23 protein-coding genes are annotated in these 25,883 nt (G+C 72.7%); 10 read left to right on the top strand and 13 right to left on the bottom strand.

The window, feature by feature from the left end; genetic code table 11:
- Positions 1-448 precede the first annotated feature (448 nt).
- From ABEB03_RS12880 to ABEB03_RS12870, 3 genes are all read left to right on the top strand, one after another.
- Complete coding sequence (locus tag ABEB03_RS12880; RefSeq protein ID WP_005486335.1) at positions 449-655, top strand: cold-shock protein; 207 nt, start codon at positions 449-451, stop codon at positions 653-655.
- A gap of 335 nt (positions 656-990) precedes the next feature.
- Positions 991-2,613, top strand: a complete 1,623-nt coding sequence (gene groL / locus ABEB03_RS12875) for a chaperonin GroEL (protein WP_345646612.1) — start codon at positions 991-993, stop codon at positions 2,611-2,613.
- 266 nt (positions 2,614-2,879) lie between these two features.
- Positions 2,880-4,001: an NADH:flavin oxidoreductase gene (locus ABEB03_RS12870; RefSeq protein WP_345646609.1), complete on the top strand. Its 1,122-nt coding sequence runs from the start codon at positions 2,880-2,882 to the stop codon at positions 3,999-4,001.
- Between the two features lie 66 nt (positions 4,002-4,067).
- Here ABEB03_RS12870 and ABEB03_RS12865 read toward each other — a convergent pair whose 3' ends face one another.
- From ABEB03_RS12865 to ABEB03_RS12840, 6 genes are all read right to left on the bottom strand, one after another.
- Positions 4,068-4,247, bottom strand: a complete 180-nt coding sequence (locus tag ABEB03_RS12865; RefSeq protein WP_425589225.1) for a DUF397 domain-containing protein — start codon at positions 4,245-4,247, stop codon at positions 4,068-4,070.
- 13 nt (positions 4,248-4,260) lie between these two features.
- Complete coding sequence (locus ABEB03_RS12860; RefSeq protein ID WP_345646603.1) at positions 4,261-5,103, bottom strand: helix-turn-helix domain-containing protein; 843 nt, start codon at positions 5,101-5,103, stop codon at positions 4,261-4,263.
- 128 nt (positions 5,104-5,231) lie between these two features.
- Entirely contained in the window at positions 5,232-5,819 is a 588-nt protein-coding gene (locus ABEB03_RS12855; protein ID WP_345646600.1) for a hypothetical protein, read from the bottom strand.
- Positions 5,816-7,270, bottom strand: a complete 1,455-nt coding sequence (locus tag ABEB03_RS12850) for a PTS transporter subunit EIIC (RefSeq protein WP_345646597.1) — start codon at positions 7,268-7,270, stop codon at positions 5,816-5,818. Before ABEB03_RS12850 ends, ABEB03_RS12855 begins: the two co-directional genes overlap by 4 nt.
- Positions 7,271-7,286: 16 nt before the next feature.
- Complete coding sequence (gene murQ / locus ABEB03_RS12845) at positions 7,287-8,234, bottom strand: N-acetylmuramic acid 6-phosphate etherase (RefSeq protein WP_345646594.1); 948 nt, start codon at positions 8,232-8,234, stop codon at positions 7,287-7,289.
- Between the two features lie 116 nt (positions 8,235-8,350).
- Entirely contained in the window at positions 8,351-9,277 is a 927-nt protein-coding gene (locus tag ABEB03_RS12840) for a MurR/RpiR family transcriptional regulator (RefSeq protein WP_095935107.1), read from the bottom strand.
- Between the two features lie 56 nt (positions 9,278-9,333).
- Between ABEB03_RS12840 and ABEB03_RS12835 the strand changes: the two genes are divergently transcribed.
- Both ABEB03_RS12835 and ABEB03_RS12830 read left to right on the top strand, forming a co-directional pair.
- A complete protein-coding gene (locus tag ABEB03_RS12835; RefSeq protein WP_345646588.1) occupies positions 9,334-9,717 on the top strand; it encodes a hypothetical protein in 384 nt (127 codons plus the stop codon).
- Complete coding sequence (locus ABEB03_RS12830; protein ID WP_345646585.1) at positions 9,714-9,977, top strand: DUF4031 domain-containing protein; 264 nt, start codon at positions 9,714-9,716, stop codon at positions 9,975-9,977. The genes ABEB03_RS12835 and ABEB03_RS12830 overlap by 4 nt, the downstream gene beginning before the upstream one ends.
- A 36-nt stretch (positions 9,978-10,013) precedes the next feature.
- Here the strand turns inward: ABEB03_RS12830 and ABEB03_RS12825 are convergent, their stop codons facing one another.
- The 4 genes from ABEB03_RS12825 to ABEB03_RS12810 all read right to left on the bottom strand — a co-directional run bounded on the left by ABEB03_RS12825 (position 10,014) and on the right by ABEB03_RS12810 (position 14,186).
- On the bottom strand, positions 10,014-10,754 hold the full coding sequence (locus ABEB03_RS12825) for a hypothetical protein (RefSeq protein ID WP_345646583.1): 741 nt from the start codon (positions 10,752-10,754) through the stop codon (positions 10,014-10,016).
- Positions 10,755-10,957: 203 nt separating this feature from the next.
- Positions 10,958-12,061, bottom strand: coding sequence for a GNAT family N-acetyltransferase (locus tag ABEB03_RS12820; protein ID WP_345646580.1), 1,104 nt, complete (start codon positions 12,059-12,061; stop codon positions 10,958-10,960).
- Between the two features lie 20 nt (positions 12,062-12,081).
- On the bottom strand, positions 12,082-13,296 hold the full coding sequence (locus ABEB03_RS12815) for a Cmx/CmrA family chloramphenicol efflux MFS transporter (RefSeq protein WP_345647018.1): 1,215 nt from the start codon (positions 13,294-13,296) through the stop codon (positions 12,082-12,084).
- A gap of 200 nt (positions 13,297-13,496) precedes the next feature.
- Entirely contained in the window at positions 13,497-14,186 is a 690-nt protein-coding gene (locus tag ABEB03_RS12810; RefSeq protein WP_345647015.1) for an HD domain-containing protein, read from the bottom strand.
- A 123-nt stretch (positions 14,187-14,309) separates the two neighbouring features.
- On the opposite strand from ABEB03_RS12810, the gene ABEB03_RS12805 reads away from it, so the two are divergent.
- The 3 genes from ABEB03_RS12805 to ABEB03_RS12795 all read left to right on the top strand — a co-directional run bounded on the left by ABEB03_RS12805 (position 14,310) and on the right by ABEB03_RS12795 (position 17,319).
- On the top strand, positions 14,310-14,984 hold the full coding sequence (locus tag ABEB03_RS12805) for a maleylpyruvate isomerase family mycothiol-dependent enzyme (protein ID WP_345646577.1): 675 nt from the start codon (positions 14,310-14,312) through the stop codon (positions 14,982-14,984).
- A gap of 207 nt (positions 14,985-15,191) precedes the next feature.
- A complete protein-coding gene (locus ABEB03_RS12800) occupies positions 15,192-15,887 on the top strand; it encodes a copper homeostasis protein CutC (RefSeq protein WP_345646574.1) in 696 nt (231 codons plus the stop codon).
- 217 nt (positions 15,888-16,104) lie between these two features.
- Positions 16,105-17,319: a trypsin-like serine peptidase gene (locus ABEB03_RS12795; protein WP_345646572.1), complete on the top strand. Its 1,215-nt coding sequence runs from the start codon at positions 16,105-16,107 to the stop codon at positions 17,317-17,319.
- Positions 17,320-17,427: 108 nt separating this feature from the next.
- On the opposite strand, the gene ABEB03_RS12790 is transcribed toward ABEB03_RS12795, so the two are convergent.
- Entirely contained in the window at positions 17,428-19,485 is a 2,058-nt protein-coding gene (locus ABEB03_RS12790; RefSeq protein WP_345646570.1) for a HelD family protein, read from the bottom strand.
- A 338-nt stretch (positions 19,486-19,823) separates the two neighbouring features.
- Between ABEB03_RS12790 and ABEB03_RS12785 the strand changes: the two genes are divergently transcribed.
- Positions 19,824-20,018, top strand: coding sequence for a hypothetical protein (locus ABEB03_RS12785; RefSeq protein ID WP_028802859.1), 195 nt, complete (start codon positions 19,824-19,826; stop codon positions 20,016-20,018).
- Between the two features lie 515 nt (positions 20,019-20,533).
- On the top strand, positions 20,534-21,589 hold the full coding sequence (locus tag ABEB03_RS12780) for a glycosyltransferase 87 family protein (RefSeq protein ID WP_345647012.1): 1,056 nt from the start codon (positions 20,534-20,536) through the stop codon (positions 21,587-21,589).
- Here the strand turns inward: ABEB03_RS12780 and ABEB03_RS12775 are convergent.
- Positions 21,547-23,190 (bottom strand): DNA repair helicase XPB, encoded by a 1,644-nt coding sequence (locus tag ABEB03_RS12775; protein WP_095935095.1) that lies wholly within the window; start codon positions 23,188-23,190, stop codon positions 21,547-21,549. The two genes, ABEB03_RS12780 and ABEB03_RS12775, sit on opposite strands and share 43 nt — an antisense overlap.
- Positions 23,191-23,282: 92 nt before the next feature.
- Positions 23,283-25,826, bottom strand: coding sequence for a helicase-associated domain-containing protein (locus ABEB03_RS12770; protein WP_345646564.1), 2,544 nt, complete (start codon positions 25,824-25,826; stop codon positions 23,283-23,285).
- Positions 25,827-25,883: the final 57 nt, after the last annotated feature.

The raw sequence follows: 25,883 nt of genomic DNA, 5'->3' as shown, positions 1-25,883 counted from the left end.
ACGTCACCGAGAGTGAGATCGTTACCGAGGGTAATGCCCATCACCGAGAGTTCATCGAATTGCCCCCTCCGTGAGAGAAACGGAGGGGGCAATTCTGCATGGTTGAGCACGGTACAGTTGGGGAACCCGCTTGGCATTTCATGCCGGACGCATATGAGTACCTGTGCGGCACCCGACAAGAAGTAGCCAAAGTGCCCCGCCTTTTTGAGCCGTTTATGGCATTTACGGGGCCCGACTTGCCCTGAATCTTCGCACATTCTCCGCATATTCCCGATCGGCCGTGCCCAGAATTCTCGTCCGATTGACCTGTTGCAGACGGCAGTTGGGCAGATACATTCAGCCGCGGTCGACGCGTTCCGGCGCACACCCCCAACCGTTGGGGGGTGAGGTCTGACCCGGATCCGCGAAGTGTGGATCTGTGCAAGGGCCAGTAATAGGGGAGTTAGGCATGGCTCAGGGCACCGTCAAGTGGTTCAACGCGGAGAAGGGGTACGGCTTCATCGCGGTCGACGGTGGTGCGGATGTATTCGTCCACTACAGCGCGATTCAGATGGACGGCTACCGCACCCTTGAAGAGGGCCAGCGGGTCGAGTTCGAGATCTCGCAGGGTCAGAAGGGGCCGCAGGCGGACATGGTCCGTTTGGCTGCCGGCTGAAGCACGCGCCGACTGATTGTTCGACGTGACGAAGGGCTCGTATCCCCATGGGGTACGGGCCCTTCGGTCTGTCCGCGGCGCGGGGGCCGTCCCGTGGTCCGCTCCCGTGCGCCCCTGTGTTCACCTGGGGATCCGCTGGAGCCGCTTGCACTCGACAGGGGCGAGTGCTAATCATTGGCGTTAGCACTCTGAAGGTGAGAGTGACAACGAAGGACCGGGTCGGTGAGGCCCGCAGGCCGGGTGGGGCAAGGAACCACGAGGCATGCAGGCCGTCCGTCGCGGGCGCCAGCGCGGTCCTGTGAGCTTTCCACCCCAGTCCGGGAGGACCACTTCACATGGCCAAGATCATCGCGTTCGACGAGGAGGCACGGCGCGGCCTTGAGCGCGGTATGAACCAGCTCGCCGACGCCGTCAAGGTGACCCTCGGCCCCAAGGGCCGCAACGTCGTCCTTGAGAAGAAGTGGGGCGCCCCCACGATCACCAACGATGGTGTGTCCATCGCCAAGGAGATCGAGCTGGAGGACCCGTACGAGAAGATCGGCGCCGAGCTGGTCAAGGAAGTCGCGAAGAAGACCGACGACGTCGCCGGTGACGGTACGACGACCGCGACCGTCCTCGCCCAGGCCCTGGTCCGCGAGGGCCTGCGCAACGTCGCCGCCGGCGCCAACCCGATGGCCCTCAAGCGCGGCATCGAGAAGGCCGTCGAGGCCGTCTCCGGTGCGCTGCTCGAGCAGGCGAAGGATGTCGAGACCAAGGAGCAGATCGCTTCCACGGCCTCCATCTCCGCCGCCGACACCCAGATCGGCGAGCTCATCGCCGAGGCGATGGACAAGGTCGGCAAGGAAGGCGTCATCACCGTCGAGGAGTCCCAGACCTTCGGTCTGGAGCTGGAGCTCACCGAGGGTATGCGCTTCGACAAGGGCTACATCTCGGCGTACTTCGCCACCGACATGGAGCGTATGGAGGCCGTCCTCGACGACCCGTACATCCTGATCGCCAACTCGAAGATCAGCAACGTCAAGGACCTGCTGCCGCTCCTCGAGAAGGTCATGCAGTCCGGCAAGCCGCTGCTGATCATCGCCGAGGACGTCGAGGGCGAGGCCCTGTCGACCCTGGTCGTCAACAAGATCCGTGGCACCTTCAAGTCCGTCGCCGTCAAGGCTCCGGGCTTCGGTGACCGCCGCAAGGCCATGCTCGGCGACATCGCCATCCTCACGGGCGGCGAGGTCATCTCCGAGGAGGTCGGCCTCAAGCTGGAGAACGCGGGTCTGGACCTGCTGGGCCGTGCCCGCAAGGTCGTCATCACCAAGGACGAGACCACGATCGTCGACGGCGCCGGCTCTGCCGACCAGGTCGCCGGCCGGGTCAACCAGATCCGTGCCGAGATCGAGAACTCCGACTCGGACTACGACCGCGAGAAGCTCCAGGAGCGTCTGGCGAAGCTGGCCGGCGGCGTGGCCGTCATCAAGGCCGGTGCCGCCACCGAGGTCGAGCTCAAGGAGCGCAAGCACCGCATCGAGGACGCCGTTCGCAACGCGAAGGCGGCCGTCGAGGAGGGCATCGTCGCCGGTGGTGGCGTGGCCCTGCTCCAGGCCTCCCAGGTGTTCGAGAAGCTGGAGCTCGACGGTGACGAGGCGACCGGCGCCAACGCCGTGAAGCTCGCGCTGGAGGCCCCGCTCAAGCAGATCGCCGTCAACGGCGGCCTCGAGGGCGGCGTCGTCGTCGAGAAGGTGCGCAACCTGGCCGTCGGCCACGGTCTGAACGCCGCGACCGGCGAGTACGTCGACATGATCGCCGAGGGCATCATCGACCCGGCGAAGGTGACCCGCTCTGCCCTGCAGAACGCCGCCTCCATCGCCGCGCTGTTCCTCACCACCGAGGCCGTCATCGCCGACAAGCCGGAGAAGGCCGCCGCGGCCGCTCCGGGCGGCATGCCGGGCGGTGACATGGACTTCTGATCGACCCCGGTCGATCACCGTCCTTCGTTCCGAGGGCGGCACCCTTTCAAGGGTGCCGCCCTCGGGCGTTTTCGGGTGCGCGGTCCGGCTGTGTCCCCGCCTGAGCGTGGTCGGGATCACAGGTGTCGTGCGGGCGCGGCGGAATGCGGGGCCGGGGTTCGCGGGTTGTCGTGGAGGGGTGGTTGATGCATGTGCACATACCACCCGGAATGTCCCGCTCGGCGTCAGAGTGACGCCTCTCCGACCCCACCCGAGGAGACCGCTCCGTGAGCGACACCGCCGCCTCCCGCGCCGCAGAGATCCTGTCCCGGCCCGTTTCCCTGAACGGGCTGACCGTCCCCAACCGGATCGTGATGGCCCCGATGACCCGCATGTTCTCCCCCGGTGGAATCCCGGGCGAGGACGTCATCGGCTACTACGCCCGCCGCGCCGCCGCGGGCGTCGGCCTCATCGTCACCGAGGGCACCTACGTGGGCCACGACTCGGCCGGGCAGAGCGACCGGGTGCCGCGCTTCCACGGTGCGGAGCAGCTGGAGGGCTGGACGAAGGTCGCCGACGCCGTGCACGCGGCGGGCGGCACGATCGTGCCCCAGCTGTGGCACATCGGCATGGTCCGCAACGCGGGCGAGCCGCCGTTCGCCGACGCCCCCGCGGTCGGTCCCTCCGGACTCACCTCGGCCGGCGCGGACGTCACCGGCAAGGCCATGACCCAGCAGGACCTCGACGACGTCGTCGAGGCGTTCGCCGAGTCCGCCGCCGCCGCGGAGCGCATCGGCTTCGACGGCGTCGAACTGCACGGCGCGCACGGCTACCTCATCGACCAGTTCCTGTGGGAGGGCACCAACCGCCGCACGGACGCCTACGGCGGCGACCCGGTGGCGCGCGCGAAGTTCGCGGCCGAGATCGTGGCCGCCGTCCGCGCGGCGGTCTCGCCGGACTTCCCCGTCATCTTCCGCTACTCGCAGTGGAAGCAGCAGGCGTACGACGCGCGGCTCGCCGAGACGCCGGAGGAGCTGGACGCGATCCTCACGCCGCTCGCCGCGGCCGGCGTGGACGCCTTCCACGCCTCCACCCGCCGTTACTGGCTCCCGGAGTTCGACGGCTCGGACCTGAACCTGGCCGGCTGGACGAAGAAGCTGACCGGCAGGCCCACCATCACCGTCGGCTCGGTGGGCCTGGACGGCGACTTCATCAAGGCGTTCCAGGGCGAGGGCGCCCCGGTGGCCGGCCTCGACAACCTGCTGGACCGCCTGGAGCGCGACGAGTTCGACCTCGTCGCCGTCGGCCGCGCGCTGCTCCAGGACCCGGAGTGGGCGGCGAAGGTCCTCGACGGACGGTTCGAGGAGCTGGCGCCGTACGACGCGTCGGCGCTGCGCTCGCTGAGCTGAGGTCCGCTCCGCGGCGGCCCCGGCGTACGACGCCGGGGCCGCCGCGGGCGGTCGGGCCCCGGTGGGTCAGTGACGCGCCTTCACCTCGCCGACGAAGGCGGCCCAGGCCGGAGCGGGGAAGACGAGCACCGGGCCGTCGGGGTTCTTGGAATCCCGGACCGGTACGAGGGTGGAGTGACCGTCGGCCACCTCCAGGCAGTCGCCGCCACTTGCTCCGCTGTAGCTCGACTTGCGCCAAGTGGCCACGCTCAGGGCGTTATCAGGGCTGTTCCACATGGGCGTAATCCTCTGCCACCGAGTCGACCAGGGCCAGGGATTCCTGCGCCGAGAGTGCACTTGCCCCGAGAAGGTGGAAGGTCAGGTCGTGGTGGGCCACTGACGCCGGATCGTCCTCCAACCGTCCTGTGCCCAGCCCTTGGAGGTAGGCGAGCGGGGGTGCGTCTTCGAAGGTCATCAGCTTGAGGGGGCCCTCCATGGCCATGTGGGCTCCCGCCGTGAACGGCAGCACCTGCACGATGATCCGGTGCCTGCGTGCGAGCCCCGTGATGTGGCGCAGCGCCTCGGCCATGACCGGTGCGCTGCCCACCTTCCGGCGTAGTACGGCCTCGTCCAGAATCGCCCACAGCAAGGGCGTCGTCGGATCGTCGAGAAGACGGGCCCGCTCCAGGCGAGTGGCGACCAAGTCGTCGATGGTGTCCTCTGTGGTGGTCGGGCGACCTCCGCGAAACATGGCTCGCGCGTACCCGTCTGTCTGTAAGAGCCCGGGGATCAACAGGGGCGCATACTCCCTGATCGCCGTGGCGATCGCCTCCGCCTCCGCCGCCTCCGCGAAGTGGTCGGGGTACTTGGACTTGGCGAGAGCCTTGCAGTTGCGGGCGAAGAAGCCGTTCGTGCCGAGGATCTCGTCTATCTGGACGGCGTATTCGAGGTGGAGGCGGCGGGTCCCGGCCTCCAGCTGGCCGATGAAAGAGCCGCTGACGAAGAGCGGTTCGCCCAGCTCGGCCTGGCTGAGGCCGGCGTTCTCGCGGGCATGCCGCAGCTCCGCGCCGATCATGGCCCGGGGCGACGCGGACGGGTCGAGGTCCTTGGGGCGTCCTGGCATGGCAACTCCCTGTCGCGCAGGAGGGGTTGTTGATGTGCCGTCTTCGGCCAGGTTAGAGAGCGGTCGGCCACGCTGTGTGCCGAACGTCGATACTCGGAGTGAAGGAAAGCGGTGCCGCCGGGCGAGGGCTACAGATTCCCCATCGGCTCGATGTCGACCCGGACGGGCGTGCCCCAGATGCGCAGGACCTCGTAGTCGGTGAACTCGTGGACCAGGCGGTAGGCCATGCCCGGGTGGGGCGTCCTGCGCTCGGCGGCGAGATAGCGCTCGGCCTCGTGGCGGTCGCGGCGCGGGGTGCCGCACAGCTGCCATTCCTGGCCGTTCCACACCTCCGGGAGCCAGCGCTGCTGGGGCTGGGGGCGGTCGCCGCGCACGCCGTAACGCGAGGTGGCGCGCTCGGGGGACTCGTCGGGGCCGGGGCGGCGGGCGCGTCCGTACGCGTCGTTGACCTCGGTGCGGCGGGCGGTGCGGCGCCGGGTCTCGCAGAGCAGGCACAGATCGGGGGCGCCCTCGTCCACCGGCCCGTTCGGATGCTCGGAGCAGCGCGTCGCGGGCGCCGCGGTCGTCACCGTCTCGTCGAGCAGGTCCAGCGCCCGCTTCAGGTCCGCCTTGACCTCGTGCAGCTTCGCGTCGGGCGTGTCGGCGGTGAGCGCGTCGCCGTGCTCGCCGAGCAGGCGAAGGGCCCGGCCGAGGGCGGTCAGCTGTGCGTGGTTCATGGCTCCACCCTCGCACGCGCCACCGACAATCCGGCGAGGCCGTAGAAATAGGTGGCCACGAAGCCGACGACGTACCCCGTGAGCAGGCCGCCCGCGTAGACCGCCGCGGCGAGGACCGGGCCCCGGCTGCCGTTCAGGAGCGGGAACAGCGCCCAGCCCGAGGGGCCGATGGCCGTGGAGCCGACCTTGTCGCCCAGCATCGAGAAGAACCCGACGAAGGCACCGCCCGCGGCGCCGCCCGCGCAGGCCGTGACGAAGGGGCGGCCGAGCGGCAGGGAGACGCCGTAGATGAGGGGTTCGCCGACGCCGAGGAGGCCGGCGGGCAGGGCCGACCTGATCGTCGTGCGCAGCGACGTGTCGTGACGCAGCCGGACGTAGACCGCGAGGGCCGCGCCGACCTGGCCCGCGCCCGCCATCGCCAGGATGGGCAGCAGGACCGTGTAGCCCTGCTGCTCGATGAGGGTGGTGTGGATGGGGATCAGCGCCTGGTGCAGGCCCAGCATCACCAGGGGGAGGAACAGGCCGCCCAGGACCAGGCCCGCGAGGGCGCCCGTGTGGTCGAGGAGCCAGTTCGCCGCCGTACCGATGGCCGCGGCCAGTTCACCGGCCGCGTACATCAGGCCGTAGAGCGTCACCAGACCGGTGATCAGGACGGTGAGCGTCGGGGTGACGAGGACGTCCAGCGCGTCCGGGACCCGGCCGCGGATCCACTTCTCCACGTACGTGCCCAGCAGCGCCGCGGCCAGGGCGCCCAGGACGCCGCCCTGGCCGGGGGACAGCGCCGTGCCGGACACCGTCACCTTGGCCACCCCCGCGTACACCACGATCGCCGCCACCGCGCCGCCGAGGACGGGCGTCCCGCCGAACTCCTTCGCCGTGTTGTAGCCGACGAAGACAGGGATGAGCGCCATGAAGCCGGAGGCGATCGCGGTCAGCGCCGGGGTGATGCCCGGGAGCCATCCGAGGTTGATCAGCAGGCCGTTGAGGCCGGCGACCACTCCGCAGCCGATCAGGGCCGGGATCAGCGGGACGAAGATGTCCGCGATCCGGCGCAGCATGATCCGCACCGGTGTGGAATTGCGCCGACGCCGGTCGGCCCTCAGCTCCGCGCCCCTGGCCGCCAGCCGTCCGGCGGTGCTGTCCGCCGGAGGGCCGGCCGGGGCGCCGGCCAGGAGGCCGGGGGCGCCGGCCGGCGCCGCGGTCAGCAGGGCCTCGAACTCGGGGGTGACCCGGGCGACCGTCCCCGGGCCCAGGACGATCTGGTAGGTGGCGTCGTCGGCGACGACGCCGAGCACGGCGGGCAGCGCCCGCAGCGCCGCCTCCTGGACCAGGCTCCGGTCCCTCAGGCCCAGCCGGAGGCGGGTCATGCAGTGGGCGACGGAGACGACGTTCGCGGGTCCGCCGACGAGGGGCAGGATCGCTTCGGCGGTGATGCTGTCCGGTGTGCGCACTCCCCGAGAGTGCTGGTCAGCCGGCCGTGGCCGCCAGCGCGGCGCGCAGATGGCCGCTGCTCTCCTTCAGAAGGCGGGCCGCCGTGGGAGCGTCCACCTCGCCGAGGATCGTGAGGATCGCGTTCTTCACCTCGCCGTCCGTGGCGGCGAGCGCCCGCTCGATGTCCTCGTCCGGGGCGCCCGTCGCCAGCGCGACGATGCGGCGCGAGCGGGCCCGGAGCTTCTCGTTCGACGCGCGTACGTCGACCATCAGATTCCCGTAGGTCTTGCCCAGGCGGATCATCGTGATCGTCGAGAGCATGTTCAGGACGATCTTCTGGGCCGTGCCCGACTTCAGGCGCGTCGAACCGGTCAGCAGTTCGGGGCCCACCACGACCTCGATGCCGTGGTCCGCCGCCGCCGCGAGCGGGCTGCCCGCGTTGCAGGACAGGCCGACCGTCAGGGCGCCCCGCGCGCGGGCGTGCTCGACCGCGCCGACGGCGTACGGGGTGCGGCCGGAGGCGGAGACGCCGACCACCGTGTCGTCGGGGGTCAGTGACAGTGCCTCCAGGTCGGCCGCGGCCAGTTCCCTGGAGTCCTCCGCACCCTCGATCGAGGTCACCATGGCGGTCGGGCCGCCCGCGATCAGGCCGACCACCTCGGACGGATCGGTGTTGAAGGTGGGCGGGCACTCGGAGGCGTCCAGGACGCCGAGGCGGCCCGCGGTGCCCGCGCCCGCGTAGACGAGACGGCCGCCGCGGGACATGCGGTCGGCGATGTCGTCGATGGCGGCGGCGATGAGCGGCAGCTGAGCCGCGACGGCCGTCGGCACCGTCGCGTCCTCATCGTTCATGATCCGGGCGATCTCCAGCGTGGCCAGCTGGTCGATCTCGGCGAGTTCGGGGCGGAACGCCTCGGTGGTCATCGAGTCCAACTGGTCCCGCAGGTCACGGTAGTTGGAGGAGGCGTCGGCGGTTGAGGTCATGGAGGGCGGCTCTTTCCAGTGCGGTACGACGACTTCTGGTGCTGTGTGAAGAAGGGCCCCGTCGGTCAAGAGGCGCGGTGAGGCGGCCGGGCGCCGGTGCGGCCGGCCCTCCCCGGCTAGCGGGATCCGCCGCCGCGAGGGGTGTGGCGGTGCGCCAGCGCCTCGTACGAGGCGGACAGTGCCGGTGCCGCCTTCTCGTACGTCCGTTGTGCGACGCCCACGAACAGGCAGTCCACCACGAGGAGCTGGCTGGTGCGCGACGACATCGCAGCCGGACGCAGTTCGCTCTCGCGGGCGGTGGAGGTGGTGAGGATGTGGTCCGCGTACTGCGTGACGGGTCCGCCCGGTCGGCCGGTGACGGCGACCGTCGTCGCCCCGTGCTCGAAGGCGACCCGGAGCGGTTCTATGACGTCGCCGGTGGAGCCGGAGTGCGTGATGGCGATCGCCACGTCCTTGGCCCGCAGTTGCACCGCGTTGGTGACGGCGAGGTGCGGATCGCTGTGCGAGTGGGCTATGAGCCCGATGCGCAGCAGCTTCTGGGCGAGGTCCTGGGCGACCAGGCCGGAGGCACCGACGCCGTAGATGTCGACGCGGCGGGCCGCGGCGAGCGCGGTGACGGCGGCGCCGAGCTGGACGGTGTCGAGTCCGGCGGCGGTGTCGGCGAGGGTCTGCTGCTCGTCGTACGCCAGTTTCGCGACGACGTCGGCGATCGGGTCGTCGACCGCGATGTCGGCGGTGACGGCGGGCGCGCGGCCCGACTGCTGCTGGGCGGCGAGGCCGGCGAGTGCCAGCCGCAGGTCCCGGTACCCGGGATAGCCCAGGAGACGGGCGGTGCGCACGACGGTGGCCTCGCTGGTGCCGGTGAGCTCGGCGAGGCCCGTGACCGTGAGGGCCGCGCAGCCGGCGGGGTCGCCGGCGACGGCCTCGGCGACGCGCTGCATGGAGCGGGTCATCGAGGGGGCGAGCGTCCGCACCTTGGCCGCGAGGGCGGCGGGGGCGGGCGGTGCCTCCCCCGCGAAAATTTCCTTCACGTCATTGGTCACATGATGAAAGATATTTTCCTTTGGGGCATACGGTCAAGGGTGCGCACAATGGGGACATGGACCCCATCAGCCCCCTGGAGCAGGCCCTGCATGCCGCGCGCGCCCTCGTACTCGCCGACCTGGTCGCAGGTGAGGTCGCCGAGGCGGACGTCGTCAGCCTCGTGGAGGAGTCGGTGGTGCAGCGCCGCTGGTGGGTCGAGCAGTGGCCGGAGGGCGCGGGCTATGTCGCGGGGCTGGTCGCCCAGGACGTGCAGGACGCGCTGCTGGAGAAGTACGGGCGCTGGCCGCTGTGCCCGGTGTGCGGCTCCGGCGATCCGCACGCCCTCGACGTGGAGCCCGAGTTGGGGCCCGACCCGCACTGGGTGTGCCACAAGGTGGGCGTGAAGGTGGCCTCGGTGGGCTCGCTGGGCGCGGCGACGGGCGAAGGCCCCTCCTCGTGACGGTCTACATCGACCCGCCCACCTGGCCCGGGCACGGTCGATGGTGGTCCCACCTGATCAGCGACGTCTCCTACGACGAACTGCACGCGTTCGCGGACGGGTTGGGCGCACCCCGGCGGGCCTTCGAACGCGACCACTACGACATCCCCGAACACCGCTACGCGGACGCCGTCGCGGCCGGCGCGGTGCAGGTCAGCAGCCGCGAGGTGGTGCGGCTGCTGCACGCGGCGGGGCTGCGCCGGCGCAAGCGGCGCAAGTGACCGGGGAGTCCGGGGCGGGCCGGGCCCGCCGGAGCCTCAGTCCGTGAACACCGGGTCGAGCGTGTGCCACCAGCTGGTCAGCGCGGCGGGGTCCGCACCGGTGACCTGGAACAGGGCCGGGCGGTCGTAGTACGTGCAGAAGATGACGTACCGGGTGGTGTCGGCGGTGTAGCAGGCCACGTCCCCGGCGGGGGCGGAGGAACCGTTCTCGTGCCACGTGCCGCGGACGTTCATGGTCTGGTCGCAGTTGCCCTCCGGGAGGTTCGCGGCATAACTCCGGTACACCTCCTGGAGCTTGCTCCTCGACGGGTACAGCGCGATGTCCGCCTTCGTGGTGACGGTCCCGGCGCCGGCGTCGGACGTCGTCACCGTGCACTTCAGTGCGGCCGTCGCGCCGGGGGCCGTCTCGCGCTCGCAGCTCTCGCGCCGCCACTGGTCGCTGTTGAGCGAGTCGCGCAGCGCGCGCTCGGCGGCCGTCAGACCGCTGCCGTCGTCGGGAGGTGAGACCACCGGTGACGTTGCCGGCGCCGTCGCCGGCTGCGTCACCTCGGACGGGCCGGGGCCGCCGTTCGTGCCGGAGGCGCCCGTACTCGAACCCCCGCGGGCGGTGTCGTCATGCCCCTGCCGCGCCTGCACCACCAGGCCGACGACCGTCAGCAGGGTGCTGACCAGCACGCCGATGATGGTCCACCGCACCCCCGTGCGGGCCAGCAGATGGCCGGGGTCCGGGGGCGCGGGCGGTCCGGGCGGTTGCGGCTGCGGGTCGTGCCGGCTCATCGTGTTCCCCCGATCCACGACAACGGCGCGGCGCGCACGCCGCGGTGAAGGCATTATCGGGAGCGGGCGCGGGCGCTGGGGGTGCGGAACGCCACGGATCCGCCTGAGGTACGCCATTCCGCTGGACGGGACTGCGCCGATGGACGCAGACCCGGCGGGCGGGTGCGGGCGGCACCGGCCCCGGGCGGGGCCGCGGAGCCGGGTCAGCTCTCGCGGGCGTAGAGCCGCAAGGAGCGGTCCAGGCCGCGCAGTTCGTACGCGTACTGCTCGACGTCCTCGCTCACCCGCGTGAACCCGGCACGGGAGATCACGCCCTGGGAGGGGGCGTTGGCCCGGTCGATGGCGGCGAAGAGGGTCGTGACGTCGTCGCGGGCCAGGGCCTCGGCGGCCAGGGCACGCAGCGCCTCGGTCGCGTAGCCGTGGCCGCGGGCGTGCTCCGCGAGGTCGTAGCCGACCTCCGCACGGCCCTCCTCGTCGGGTGCGCCGTGGAAGCCCATGCCGCCGACCGCACGACCGTCCTCCCGCCGCACCAGGACGAACAGGCCCCACTCCGGCCGGTGCACCCCGCCCTCGTACGCCTTCACGACCATCCCGGCGGCCTCCCGGGTGCCTTCGAACGGACCGCCCTCGATCCACGTGAAGCCGCCCGTGCCGCCCGTGCTCAGATCGGCCGCGGCGGCCGGGGTGACCCCCTGGAGGGTGAGCCGCTCGGTGCCGATCACCAGATTGTTGCTCCAGCGCCACTCGGTGACCGGGGCGCGGCCCGGCAGGTCGCCCCGGCCGGTAGCCCACAGCAGGGTGCGCCAGTGGTCGGGGCCGGGCCGGACGTGCGGGAAGATCCGGGTCAGCACGGCCTCGCACAGCGCGGCCGGGGGCTCGTAGGCGAGTCCGAGGCCCTCGGCGATGTCATGGGTGTGCAGGAGGACCTCGGCGACGCCCATCGCGGCGAAGCCCTCGCGGTTCGCGCTGCGGAACGGGTACGGGTGGAACGCGCGCACCTCGCGCGGCGTGGTGCGCACGGCGGCGGCCAGCAGCGCGCCCGTCGTCCCGATCACGTCGACGACACCCGCGTGGTCGGTGCCGTCCTCCATCACGATCTCGAAGGGCACGTACGCCTCGGTGGCCCGCCCGGCCAACTGCCCCGCGTACGCGATCAGATCACCTGCGATGTGCTCCGCCGTCCGCCGGCAGTTCCATGCGAGACGGCCCGCCTGGGCCCCTTCCCAGTCCAGCCCGGCCGCGGCGCGCAGCACGGCCACGCTTCCCTCGACGGCCTCCGCCACCTGATCCCCGCCCATGTCTGCCATGCGGGCGAGGATAGGTCCCCTCACGCCTTCGTACGTACCGAATTGTTCGCCGTGCCGGCCGCGGTCACGACCCGTGAATTCCCGTTCCCCGCGCGGCGGTGCAGGCGCAGCGAGAGCGCGGTCACGCCGATGGCGGCCGCGGCCAGGGCCGCTCCCGCCCACGCCGTCGACGCGTACCCGAACCCCGCGTCGATGACCGTGCCGCCGATCCAGGGACCGCCGGTGTTGCCCAGGTTGAAGGCGGCCGTGGTCGTGGCACCGGCCAGGGTGGGGGCCGCCGTGGCCACGTTGAACATGCGGGCGTTGAGCGCGGGCGCCGTGCAGAAGCAGGCGATGCCGAGGAGGAAGGAGAGCACGACGGCGGCGACCGCCCACCGCCCGAGGAGGGCGAGCGCGACGAGGACCACCGTGTCGGCCGCGAGGCCGGCGAGCAGGACGCCGAAGAGGTGCGCGTCGGCGAGACGGCCCCCGATCGCCGTACCGATGAACGCGCCGACCCCGAAGAGGGCCAGCACGGTCGGCACCCAGCCGTCGTCCAGCCCGGCGACATCGGTGAGGAGCGGGGCGAGATAGCTGAACGCGCAGAAGACCGCCGCCGCGGCGAGCGCGATCATGCAGATGGACAACCAGACCTGGCGGTCGCGGAAGATCCGCAATTCCCGCCTCAGGCGCGGCCTCTGCTCGGGGAGCGGGATGCGCGGGACGAGGGTGACGACTCCCACGAGGGCGATCGCCGACGCGGCGGCCACGGCCCAGAAGGCGGCCCGCCAGCCCAGGCCGCCCCCGAGGAAGGCGCCGGCCGGCACGCCCAGCACGTTGGCTATCGACAGCCCGCCGATCATCACGGAGAGCGCACGGGCCCGGCTGTCCGGCGGGACCATCGCGACGGCCACCGCCGCCCCGACCGCCCAGAACCCGGCGCAGGCGAGCGCGCTGACGACACGCGACACGAACAGCGTCGCGTACGTCGGCGCGAGCGCGCCCGCGACCTGGCCCAGGCCGAAGAGCGCGAGGAGACCGACGAGGGTGGTGCGGCGGGGCAGCCGCAGCGTCGCCACCGCGAGCAGCGGCGCCCCCACGACCATGCCGATCGCGAACGCGGAGATCAGCAGGCCCGCCCGCGGGATCGTGACGTGCAGATCGTCCGCGATCGGCGGCAGCAGACCGGAGAGCATGAACTCGCTGGTACCGAGGGCGAAGACGGAGAGACCGAGGACGTACACGGCCAGCGGCATGCGGGGCCGGCGGGCGGCGGGAGCCGGGCCGGACGCGGGGACGGGAGCGGAGGCGGCGGCCCGCTCGGGGTCCGACGGGCGGGGTATCGGGGGCATGCCCCCTTCGTACGTGGTCCGGGGCTCACCGTCGAACCGGTTTTCCGCTCCCCGTCCCGCCGGGTCCGCCGGACCGGGCGGGACGGACCCGGTGGGACGGGCGGTCACGCGCCCAGGCGTTCCAGCTCGGCGCCGATGTTCCGGCGCGCCCGCTCCTCCCACTCACGTTCCCCGTAGGGCGTCCTGAAGAGCTTCGGGAGCGCCAGGAGCTGCCGCAGGACGTCGGAGCGGCCCGCGCGGAACGCGTCGTCCGGGACGAAGCCGTACTCCTCGCGCACGGCCGCCGCGTACGCGGCGTACGCCTCCGGCGGAGCGGCCAGGACGGCCAGGTCGGCGTCGCACAGCACGGCGCCGTCGGTGTCGTCGGGCGCGGGGGCGTGGGTGACGGTGAGCCGGACGAGCCGGACGACCTCGTCGGTGCGGGCCGGGCCGACGCCCAGTTCGCGCAGGGCGCGCTCGGCGAGCCGGGCGGACCGCTCCTCGTTCTCCGAGCGGTCGGGGAGGTAGACGGCGTCGTGGAACCAGGCCGCCAGCCGCACGGCGGCCGGGTCCTCGGCGTACTCCTCCAGGACGTCGATGTGGTCGAGGACCGCGACGAGGTGATCGGTGGTGTGGTAGCGGCGCTGGGGTTCCGCCCAGCGGGCCAGCAGGTTCGCCGCGTAGGGGTGCGGCGAGGGGGCGGCGAGGGCGTCGTGCTCCCCGGTGTCGCGGGCGGCCCGGACCGTCGCCTCCCAGCGCTTCTCCAGATCCTCGTGGGCCGGGTGCCGCCGCCCGCCGGCCGCCGTCTCGTCCATCGCGTCCAACCCGCCCCACTCCTCGGTCCTGTCCGTCGTGCCGGTCCTCGCCGGTCCCGGCGCGGCCCGTTCGTGTCGTCATTGTCCTCGCCGTCGCGCGGGTGCCGTGCCTAGCGTGGAGCCATGGTTTCTGAAGATGCGTACGACGTGAGGGACCCCGAACTCCCCGGGCGGCTCCTGCTCGCCGAGCGCGACGCGCTGCTGCCGCTGCTGCGCGCCCGCCCGGGCGCGGACTTCGCGCTGCCGACCGCCGCGTGTCCTGGCTGGAGCGTGCGGGAGCTGCTCGCGCACTGCTCGGCCGTGCTGATGCGGGTGGTCGAGAGCCGCTTCGAGCCGGGGGTGTTCAGTCCCGAGTCCAACGACCGCGACATCGCCGACCGCGCCGGCTGGTCCACGGGCGAGGTCGTCGACGAACTGGAACGGGGCATGACCGAGGCCGGACCGGTGATCGCCGGGGCCGGGGGCGTCCTCGACGGCATCGCGCTCGGCGAGTGGGTGCACGCCGGGGACGTGCGCGAGACGCTCGGCGCACCCGGGGCCTACGGGGGCGCCGGGCTGCCGTACGCGCTGACGCTGCTCGTGCGGATCAGCCGGGAGAAGGAGCGCGTGCCGCTGCACGCCGACCTCGACGACGTCGACGAGCCGCTGCGGCTGGGAAGCGTGCCGGGGGACCGGCCGCCGGCCCGCTATCTCGGCGACTCCGCCACGCTCGTACGGCTGTGCTCCGGTCGGCCGGTCGACGGGGCGCGGTACGAGCTGGCGGGCGCGAAGGAGGAGGAGCTGAACCTCTTCGGCTGACGCCGGCGGCCGTCGCGGTCTCCGCGGCCGGGCCCGCCGGGGTTCCGGTCCCGGACCGGGCCCACGGGCTCCGCCCCTCGCCGATCCCGCTGCGCGTCCGGTCAAGGGCCGGGCCGGGATTCGGCAGGGGCGGAGGGGACGAAGAACATCGTGGACGCGTACTCTGGGATTGGACTAGACCTGTAGCCGCCTGAGGGAAGAGGTCCGATGAGCGAGCGCAAGAGCGCAGTCCTGGAGGTGATCGCCCTCGGCGTGGAGGACGCGGTCGCCGCCCAGGCGGGAGGCGCGGACCGGCTGGAGCTGGTCACCGACATGGCCGCCGACGGACTCACCCCGCCGGTGAAGACCTTCGCCGGCATTCGCGCCTCCGTCGACATCTCGCTGCGCGTGATGCTCCGCCTGGCGGACGGCTTCGCGGCGGGCGACGTCGACACGCTCGTACGCGTCGCCGGTGAGATGCGCTCGGCGGGTGCCGACGAGTTCGTGCTCGGCTTCCTCGACGAGCACGGCAGTGCCGACCTGGCCGCCGTGGAGCGGATCGTCGCCGAACTCGACGGCTGCCGCTGGACCTTCCACCGCGCCATCGACCGCGCCGCCGACCGTGACGCCCTGCGCAAGCAGCTCGCGGACCTGCCGGGTCTGGACGCCTATCTGACCGCCGGTTCCGCGGCGGGCGTGGACGACGGACTGTCCACGCTCGTCGTCGAGGCCGCGCGGAGCGGCGAACCGGGCTACGAGCCGCGGATCATGGTCGGTGGCGGGCTGCGCCTCGACCATGTGCCGCAGCTGCGCGCCGCCGGCATCGACGCCTTCCACATCGGCGGTGCCGCGCGCCCGGGCGGCTGGAGCGGACCCGTCTCGGTGGACGCGGTCCGGCAGTGGCGGACGGTTCTGGACGCCTAGCCCTCGTCGGCTCCCGGCGGGCGGTGCGAGGTCACGGATCCATATCCGCCGCGTAGTTGTTGTGTGCTGAGTGCTCCCCGGCGATCTCCGCGCGGGCCCGTGCGTGCATAGTAAAGACGCCCGGATCTGATCCGGGTCATGACAATACGTACGTGGGGCGCGCGGCCCGGACGGGTGCGCGCGACACGACGCACGCAGCAACAGGGGGAAAGGCTCCATGCCATCCATACGCAGCCGCTCGCTCGCGGCCGCCGCAGCCGTGATCGCGGCCATCATGGTCACCACCACGGCCTGTGACAGCAAGAAGGACGACGACGCGGCCGGTTCGCAGCCCACGTCGTCCGCCCAGGCGGACAAGAACGTCGACACCGGTGACGACGACGGGTCCACCTCGCTCGGCGGCTACAAGCTGCCCGCCGGTATCCCCACCGACCTGAGCGGCGACGCCCTGGACAAGTGGAAGAACGGCGGCTGGAAGGACTTCGGCGACTGGGCCTCCAAGGCCGAGGACTTCGCCAACCCGTACATCAAGGACTTCTGGACGCCGGAGCGGATGGCGCAGGCGAAGGCCAGCATCCCGGTCGCCCAGGCGGGCAGCACCAGTTCCGGTTCCGGCAGCAGCGCCACCTCGTACCTGCCCGACGGCAAGGTGAAGCGGAAGGCCGCCACCAAGGTGAAGGCGACCTACCACCACTACGCCCCGCCGGTCGGCAAGCTGTTCTTCACCTCGCCCCAGGGCAGCATGGTGTGCTCCGCCGCGGTCGTCACCGACCCGGCGCACCCGGGCAAGTCGAACATGGTGTGGACCGCCGGCCACTGCGTGCACGCGGGCAAGGGCGGCGGCTGGTACCGCAACATCGCCTTCGTCCCCTCCTTCAACAACGGCGCGAGGCTGAGCAACCGGCAGATCACCGACCCGCGCGCCAAGTCCGTCTCCCCGTACGGCATCTGGTGGGCGAACTGGGCGACCACGTCCTCCCAGTGGATCGCCGGTGGCGGACACCAGGGCAACGCGGCCGCCGGCTACGACTACGCCGTGCTGCACGTGAAGCCCGAGAACGGCGGCAAGTCCCTCCAGGAGCGCCTCGGTTCGGCACTGCCGGTCTGGTTCAACGCCCCGGCGGCCAACAAGGTCAAGAACATGAAGGTCCGCGGCTACCCCGCCGAGGCCCCGTACGACGGATCGAAGATGTACGACTGCCGGGGCGCGACCAAGCGCTTCGTGCTGGCGCGCAACGTCCCCGCCCAGTTCATGATCGGCTGCACGATGAACGGCGGCGCCTCGGGCGGCCCCTGGTTCATGTCGCACAACGGCCGGACCTATCTGGTCTCCAACAACTCGCTCAGCGACCGCAAGTCGTTCATCACCGGGCCGCGCCTCGGCAAGAACGCCAAGCAGGTCTACCTGGCGACCAGCCGCAAGTTCAAGTAGCGGCACCCGCACGCATTTCGGTGGCCCCCGGCGCGTCTCGCCGGGGGCCACCGGTGTCCAGGGGGCGTTCGGATCAGGTCGGATCCGGGCTGATCCGAACGAAACCCCCTAACCCAGCTGCTGCGGCAGCGGTGCCGCGTGCGTGACGATCAGGCCCGAGACCGCACGGGTCAGCGCCACGTACAGCCGGCGCAGCCCCGTCCGCTCGTCCGGCTCCCCGTCGACGACGGCCCGCGGCTCGTCCAGCACCACGTAGTCGTACTCCAGGCCCTTGGCCAGCGAGGCCGGCACCAGGGTCAGCCGGGTCTCGGCCGTCGTCTCCTCGCCCGGGCCGAGATACCCGAGCCCCGCCGCCGCCAACTCCTCGGCCAGGAAGGGAATCCGGGCGTCGGCGGCGATCAGCCCGATCGAGCCCTCGTGGCCGAGCAGCTCCCGGACGGCCCGGACGACGTCGGAGTCACCCGAACTCGCCCGCACCTCGAAGAAGCCCGGGTTCTCACGCACCGACGCCACCGGTGCCAGCCCGGGCGCGATGTGCGGCAGCAGCCGGGACGCGTAGGTGATGACCTCCGTCGGCACACGGAAGCCCGCCGTCAGCTCCTCGATCGCGGCCTCCTGCTTGCCGAGGTGGCGCAGCGCCTCGGCCCAACTCCGCGTCGCCCAGGGCGTCGTGCCCTGCGCGAGGTCCCCGAGCACCGTCGCCGAACCGGTCGTGCAGCGGCGCCCCACGGCCCGGTACTGCATCGGGGAGAGGTCCTGCGCCTCGTCGAGCACCACATGCCCCAGGGAGTGCGTCCGCTCGACGAGGTCGGTGGCCTCGTCGACCAGCACCGCGTCCGCCGGGGACCACTTGGCCGACTTCACGCTCCGCGCCGGCTTCTCCCAGAGGATCTCCTTCTGCTCCGCCTCGTCGAGGAGCCCCTCCGCGTGCGCGGCGAGGAAGTCGGCGTCCGACAGCAGCCGCAGCACCAGCTTGGCCGGGTCGACCGGCGGCCACACCGCCTTGACCGCGGCCTTCACGGCGGTGTTGCGGGCGACCGCGTCCTGCACCCGGTCGTCCGGCGCCTCGCCCGAGCGCTCCATCTGGACGAGCACGGCGTGTGCGATCCGCTGCGGAAGGGCCTCCCGCGCGGCGCCGTACCGGATGTCCCGGTCCAGCAACTCCCGGACGATCTCCTCCAGTTCGTACGCGGGAAGGCGCCAGCGCCGGGAGCCGCGCACCACCACGACCGGCTCCGTCGGCAGGGTCACGTGGGAGCGGACGGCCCGGCGCAGCACCTCGGCCATCCGGGCGTCGCCCTTGATCACGGCGGCCGCCGCGCCGTCGCTCCCGCGCACCTCGACATGCGCGACGAGGTCGTCGACCGTCGCCTGCCGCGCCTCCAGCTCGCCGAGGGCGGGGAGGACCTGCTCGATGTAGTGCAGGAAGGACTTGTTCGGCCCGATGACGAGGGTGCCGGTGCGGGCCAGCCGCTCCCGGTGGGCGTACAGCAGGTAGGCGACCCGGTGCAGGCCCACCGCGGTCTTCCCGGTGCCGGGACCTCCCTGTACGCAGACCGACCCCGACAGCCCGCTGCGGACGATCTCGTCCTGCTCGGGCTGGATCGTCGCCACGATGTCGCGCATCGGGCCGACGCGCGGGCGCTCGATCTCCTGCTGGAGCAGCTTGCTGGTGGTCGCGGCCTCGGCCGGGTCGGAGAGGTGCTCGTCCTCGTACGCGGTGAGGTCGCCGGCGGTGTAGCCGAACCGACGGCGCAGGCCGACGTCCATCGGGTCGTTCTTCGAGGCGCGGTAGAACGGCTGCGACACCGGCGCGCGCCAGTCGATCACCATCGGGTCGCCGTCGGCGTCGTGCACGTGCCGTCGCCCGATGTAGAAGCGCTCGCCCTCGGCGCCCTCCGCCCGGTCGGCGCCCGGGGCGTGCAGGTAGTCGAGCCGCCCGAAGAACAGCGGTGTGTGACTGAGATCGGCGAGGGCCTTGATGCGTTCGTCGATCTGCCGGTGCAGGACCTCGGCGTTCACCCAGTTCGCGGTGACGTCGCTGATGTCGAGGTTCTCCACGTCCTCGCGCATCGCGCGCAGCGCGGCGCGGGACCGGGTCAGGTGGCTTCGCTCGCGGGAGAGGGGGTCGTCGGAGCCGAGCGGTTGGTCGGACGGGGTGGACAAGGCGATGCCTCCGGAAACCTGCTGCGTGAGTGGTACCTCGTGGGTGACTCCTGGGTGCCGTCCGGTTTCCGGCCGGGCGGCGGCACTCCACGACGGGAGGCGGGCAAGAGCGGAGATTGTAGGCGAGGGGGCGCGGCCTGGGCCAATGCTTTTCCGGGGACCCGCGGGCACGGTGACGGGGCCGGTCGCCGCGGCCTCAGGGGTGCCGGCCCCGGGTCCCTAGGGGTCGGGGTCCGTCGCGAGGCGTACGAGGGGTACCCCGGGGGTGTACCTGGGGGGTGTCCAGGTTCGGTCCATGGGCCGAGGCCATCCGGGGCCCGGGATCCCACCATGGATACATGAGCGCAGCGACCTTCAACCCAGCCTCCGGTCCTCACGGTCCGCACCGCGGCGCGACCGCCCTCTCCTCCGGCGCCCACCACCGCCACCGCCTCGGCGATGCCCTGCGCGCCGTGAAGGTGTTCGCGGAGGCGGCCTTCGGAGTGGTGCTCCTCGGCGAGTACGGCGAGGAAGCGGGTGTACGACGGCGGTGACCCGCCGCGCGGACCCGTGCCCCCGGCAGATGACCCGCGGGCGGGGCCTGCCCGCGGTGCGGCGATCTGCGCGCGGGGTCGTGCCCGCGGGCTCGCACCCGCGACGCGGTGCACCACGCGAGCCGGGCCGCAGGCGGGTGGCCCGTTGCGGTGAGCCGCGGGCGGGGACGGGGGCCTCTGCCCACTAGGGTCACTTCGTGCCGCTACGGAAAGTGACCGCCCGACGACCGCCCGGAGCCGCCGCCGCGGAACCCGAGCCCGTCCCCACGCACCCGAGCCCCGCTGCCGTGCGTCCCGTCCCCTCGCGCCCGCACCCCGGCGCCGTGCCCGCCCGCTCGTCCGAGGTGCCCGAGCGGGGCACCGAGCCCGCTCGCACGCCCGTGGGTGCCGGGTCCCGGCGGACCGAGCCGCGCGCCCGGCTCGTCCCGCACCTGACCGCCGGTCCCCTCGCCGGCCTTCTCGCCGGCTGCTCGGTCCTCGCCTTCTGTCTGCTGTGCGTCGGCACGCACGCCCCCATGGCCGACGTGCTGGTCTACCGGGCCGAGGGCGCGGCCGTGCTGGGCGGCCGGGACCTGTACGGGTTCACCGTCACCGAGTGGCGGCTGCCCGCCACCTACCCGCCCTTCGCGGCGCTCCTGTTCGTCCCGGCCGCCCTGCTCCCCGTCGGCGTCCTCAAGGCGGTCTTCGTCGCCGGGAACCTCGCGCTGCTGGCCGTGCTGGTGCGGCTCTCCTGCCGGCTCGCGGGGCTTCCGGTGCGGCTGCCCCTGCTCGGCGCGGCCACCGCGCTCGCCCTGTGGCTGGAACCCGTCTTCCAGACGGTCCTCTTCGGGCAGGTCAACCTCGCCGTCGTCTGCCTGATCCTGTGGGACCTGACACGGCCCCCCGGCGCCCGGGGCAAGGGCATCGCGCTCGGCGTCGCGGCCGGGGTGAAACTGACCCCCGCCGTCTTCGTCGTCCACCTGCTCCTCACCCGCCGCCACCGGGAGGCGGCCACCGCCGCGACGGCCTTCGCCGGCACGGTCCTGCTGGGCGCGCTGGTGCTGCCCGACGCGAGCGTCGGCTTCTGGACCCGGCGCCTGTTCGAGACCGGCCGCGTGGGCAGGGCGTGGATCGTCGACAACCAGTCGCTCCAGGGGATGATCGCCCGCGCCCTCGGGGACCCGGCGCCCGGCCCGCTGTGGGCGGTGCCCGCGCTGGCGGCCGCCCTGGCGGGACTGTGGCTGGCCCGCCGGACCGGCGACGAGCGTCGCGGCGTCCTCGTCACCGCGCTCACCGCCCTGCTGATCTGCCCGATCAGCTGGTCGCACCACTGGGTGTGGTGCGTCCCGCTGATCGCCGTGCTGTACGCCGGGCACGGCCCGCGTGCGGCGGGCGCGGTCGCCGCCGTCTTCATGGCCCGCACGCTCTGGCTGGTGCCGCACCGGGGGGACCTGGACCTCCGGCTCCCCTGGTGGCAGCAGCCGCTCGCCTCGCCCTACCCGCTGCTCGCTCTGGTCCTGCTGGCCCTGCTGGCGCGCCCCGCGGCGGCTCAGCCCTCCGCGAGCAGTTCGTCCGCGTCGACGATCCGGTAGGCGTACCCCTGCTCCGCCAGGAACCGCTGCCGGTGCGCGGCGAAGTCCTGGTCGATGGTGTCGCGGGCGACGACCGAGTAGAAGTGCGCCTGGTGGCCGTCGGCCTTCGGACGCAGGACGCGGCCCAGCCGCTGGGCCTCCTCCTGGCGCGACCCGAACGTCCCCGACACCTGGATGGCGACGGTCGCCTCGGGCAGGTCGATGGAGAAGTTCGCGACCTTCGACACGACGAGCACGCTGATCTCGCCCTCACGGAAGGCGTCGAACAGCTTCTCCCGCTGCGCGTTGCTCGTCTCGCCCTTGATCACCGGCGCGTTCAGGTGCTCGCCCAGTTCGTCGAGCTGGTCGATGTACTGGCCGATGACGAGGATCTGCTGCCCGGCGAAGCGGCGCACCAGCGCCTCGGTCACCTTCCGCTTGGTCGCCGTCGTCGCGCAGAAGCGGTACTTCTCCTCGGTCTCGGCGGTGGCGTACGCGAGCCGCTCCGACTCGGTGAGGTTGACCCGCACCTCCACACAGTCCGCCGGGGCGATGTACCCCTGCGCCTCGATCTCCTTCCACGGCGCGTCGAACCGCTTGGGCCCGATCAGCGAGAAGACGTCCGACTCGCGGCCGTCCTCGCGGACGAGCGTCGCGGTCAGGCCGAGGCGCCGCCGGGCCTGGAGGTCGGCGGTGAACTTGAAGACGGGCGCCGGCAGCAGGTGCACCTCGTCGTAGACGATGAGGCCCCAGTCGCGGGAGTCGAAGAGTTCGAGGTGCGGGTAGACACCCTTCCGCTTCGTCGTCAGCACCTGGTACGTCGCGATGGTGACCGGCCGGATCTCCTTGCGCGTACCGCTGTACTCGCCGATCTCGTCCTCCGTCAGCGAGGTCCGCTTGACCAGTTCGTGCTTCCACTGGCGGGCGGAGACCGTGTTGGTCACGAGGATGAGCGTGGTGGCCTTGGCCTGGGCCATGGACCCGGCGCCGACCAGCGTCTTTCCGGCACCGCAGGGCAGGACGACCACGCCGCTGCCGCCGTGCCAGAAGTTCTCCACGGCCTGCTTCTGGTAGGGCCGCAGCGCCCAGCCGTCCTCGGCGAGCTCGATGGGGTGCGCCTCGCCGTCGACGTACCCGGCGAGGTCCTCGGCCGGCCAGCCCAGCTTCAGCAGCGTCTGCTTGATCTGCCCGCGCTCCGACGGGTGCACGGCGACGGTGTCCGGGTCGATCCGGGCGCCGACGAGCGGGATGATCCGCTTGGACCGCAGGATCTCTTCCAGCACCGGCCGGTCGGTGGTGGTCAGGACGAGACCGTGGGCGGGGTGCTTGCTCAGGGTGAGCCGCCCGTAGCGGTCCATCGTCTCCGCGATGTCCACCAGCAGGGCGTGCGGCACGGGGTAGCGGCTGAACTCCACGAGCGCGTCGACGACCTGCTCGGCGTCGTGCCCGGCGGCGCGTGCGTTCCACAGCCCGAGCGGCGTCACCCGGTAGGTGTGGATGTGCTCGGGCGCGCGCTCCAGCTCGGCGAACGGCGCGATGGCCCGGCGGCAGGCGTCCGCCAGTTCGTGATCGACTTCGAGCAGCAGTGTCTTGTCGCTCTGGACGATGAGGGGTCCGTTCACGCCCGTCCCTTTCTGCGTGCCGGCGTCCCGCGCGGACGACCGGCCAAACGTCCAGTGTGCCGCACCTCCGGCCGATCATGCCGGGCCGTCGCTCAGGCCTCCTCGTCCGCCAGCTCCGCCACGCCCGTCACCCGGTGCAGCGGGTAGGTGCGCACCTCGTCGGCCGTGTGGTCGTACGCCGTCACGAAGCCGCCCTCGACGCGGATCGGGGCGATGACGCGCTGGCTGGCCGCGCCCTCGGCGTTGACGTAGCCGATCCACAGGGACTCGCCGGTCAGGACCGCCGCCTGCATGGTCGCGAGGGTCTCGGCTGAGCCGGTGCGCGGCAGGTCGCCGCCGGGGTGGTCGGCGGCCGGGTCGGTCTGCTTGCGCGGGGTCGTGGACGCCATGTCGCCGGCGCGGATCGCGCGGATCGCGGCGCCGATCAGGGTGGCGTCCGGGACCGGGGGGCCGTCCGGGACGGGCTCGGGCGCGGTGCGCGGCGGGGTGCGGTGGGCGTGCGCCCGGGTGATCACGACATCGCCCTCCGCGGACTCGGCGGCGGGCGCGAAACCCATGGTCCGCAGGCCTTCGAGGAGCGCCGCGGGATCCGCCTGGGCGGCCAGGACGGTGGGGGCGAGACGGCGCAGCCGCAGCCCCTGCGAGCGCTTGTCGGCGAGGATCTCGCTCAGCAGCGCGTCGTCGTCGCAGCGGACGTACGCCGAGGCCGCGCCGATCCGCAGATGGCCGTGCCGGCGTGCCACGTCGTCGATCAGATAGGCGAGCGGCTGCGGCACCGGTGTCCGGGAGTGGGCGGCGAGGAAGGTGTGCAGGTCGGACGCCGAGCGGCCCGCGTCGAGCGCGCGGCGCACCGAGCCGGGCGTGAACCGGTAGACCGTCGCCCCGCCCTTGGACTCCACGTCCGCGAGGACGCCCAGTGTGTCCGCCAGCGGTCGTTGCAGCGGGCCCGGAGCGACCGCCGTCAGGTCCGCCTGGAGAAGGACGTGGTCCAGTGGCTCCGGCAGGAGCGGGGCGAGGAGCCGTGTGGCTCGGGAGGCCGCCGCGGCCTGGTCGGCGGGGGAGTGCGGCGCGGCGGGCGCGGGGTGGTGGTGCCGGTGCGCGGGAAGCTTGTCGCCGGGCCCCGCGGGTTCGTGCTGTCCGGCCTTCGAGGAGGGCGTCGGCAGCCCGAGCAGCGCCCGTCCGGCCGCGGACAGCGCTCCGCGGCCCGTGACGCCCAGCAGCTCCGCCTCGGACAGGGTCCACCGGGCCAGGCGGACCCGCAGATCGTCCGTGGCGGACTGGCCGCCGCGCAGCGGGCGCTCCCAGCGCAGCCGGCCGAGGAGCGAGTCCGGTGCGGGGGACGCGCCCTCGGGGAGGCCGGCGAGAAGGGCGAGGACCCGGCGGCGGACCTCGGGCGCCGCCGACCGGTCCAGGCCGGGGCCGAGGGCCGACAGCGCGCGGTCCTTCGCGTCCCGCCCGCCGACCAGGCCCGCCGTCCGGGTCGCGGCCAGCCAGGCGGAGACGAGCCCCGCCCAGCGTTCGGCGGCGGGCATTTCCAGCCACTCGTCGTAGGCGGGCGTCGCCGCATACCGTTCGTCGGCCTCGCCGTCCGATGCCAACAGGCCCGCCGCGTAAGCGAGTTCCACCCAGAACGCGGCCATCGGCTCGGCCACGTCCAGCGCCACCGCCGTCCGCTTCAGGTCCCGGACGCTCAGCCCGCCGGCCCGCAGCACGGCGGGTCCGCCCTCGTGCCAGTCCTTGAGCAGCTCCTCGACGGTCGCGAGCGCGGTGTACGCCTGGCCGGCCGCCGCCGCGTCCACAACCTGTGGACGATGCGTCGCCGCGGCCTCGACCGGCGGCGCCAGCGGCTCGGTCACCCGGTGCGCGCGGCCCGCCCGCAGGTGCAGGGCGACCTCCCGGGGCAGCACGACCGTGCCGGGCGCCGTGGGCAGCAGCAGTCCGTGGTCCGTCAGCCAGCGCAGATGGCGTGCCGGATCGGCCGTCACCTGCCCGTAGGGCGGACCCCACACCAGCCGTGACAGCACGTCCACCGACTCGGCGGGGGCCTCGTCCAGGAGCGCCGACATCCGGACCCGGTCGGTGAACAGGTCGGTCAGTGACGCGACCGCCGACACGGAGTCGTGGGTGGTCGCGAGTCCGGCCTCCGCCACGATCTCCTGGATGCGCCCCGGCGACATGCCGGCCGTGGCCTCCGCGACGGTCGGGCCCAGGCCCGTCGGCGACGGGTGCTGGGGGGACGGCGCGAGCAGCTCCCGCGCCGTGCGCACGAGGCGGAGCCGCTCGTCGGGGCCCCAGACGAGCGCCTGTTCGCGCAGCGTGGCGAGCGCGCCCGGGAACGCCGCGGTGACCGTCGGATCGCCGTCGTCCCCCGCCATCAGGCCGAGCAGCTCGTCGTACGTCGCCGGGTCCGCCGCCACCGCGAGGGCCTCCGCGGTCTGGAGCGCGAACCGGTCCAGGCGCTCCAGGGCCCGCACCACCGAGGCACGGGTGCCCGCGCGGGTCGCCAGCTGGGTCAGGTCCGTGGGGACGGGCGTGATCAGGTCGGGGCGGGAGCGGAGGAGGGCGGAGAGCGAGACGTCGTCCCGCGCGCGCAGGGCTTCCGCCAGGGAACGCGGAGCGGTCGTCTCGGGGCTCATCCTGCCAACGGTAGCGGTTGGTTCCGGCCACAGAGCCGGTTCGCCCCCTCCGCCCTC

This window comes from Streptomyces siamensis (genome assembly GCF_039543605.1).
Taxonomy (GTDB): Bacteria; Actinomycetota; Actinomycetes; order Streptomycetales; family Streptomycetaceae; genus Streptomyces; species Streptomyces siamensis.
This window is presented reverse-complemented; position numbering and strand designations above follow the sequence as displayed.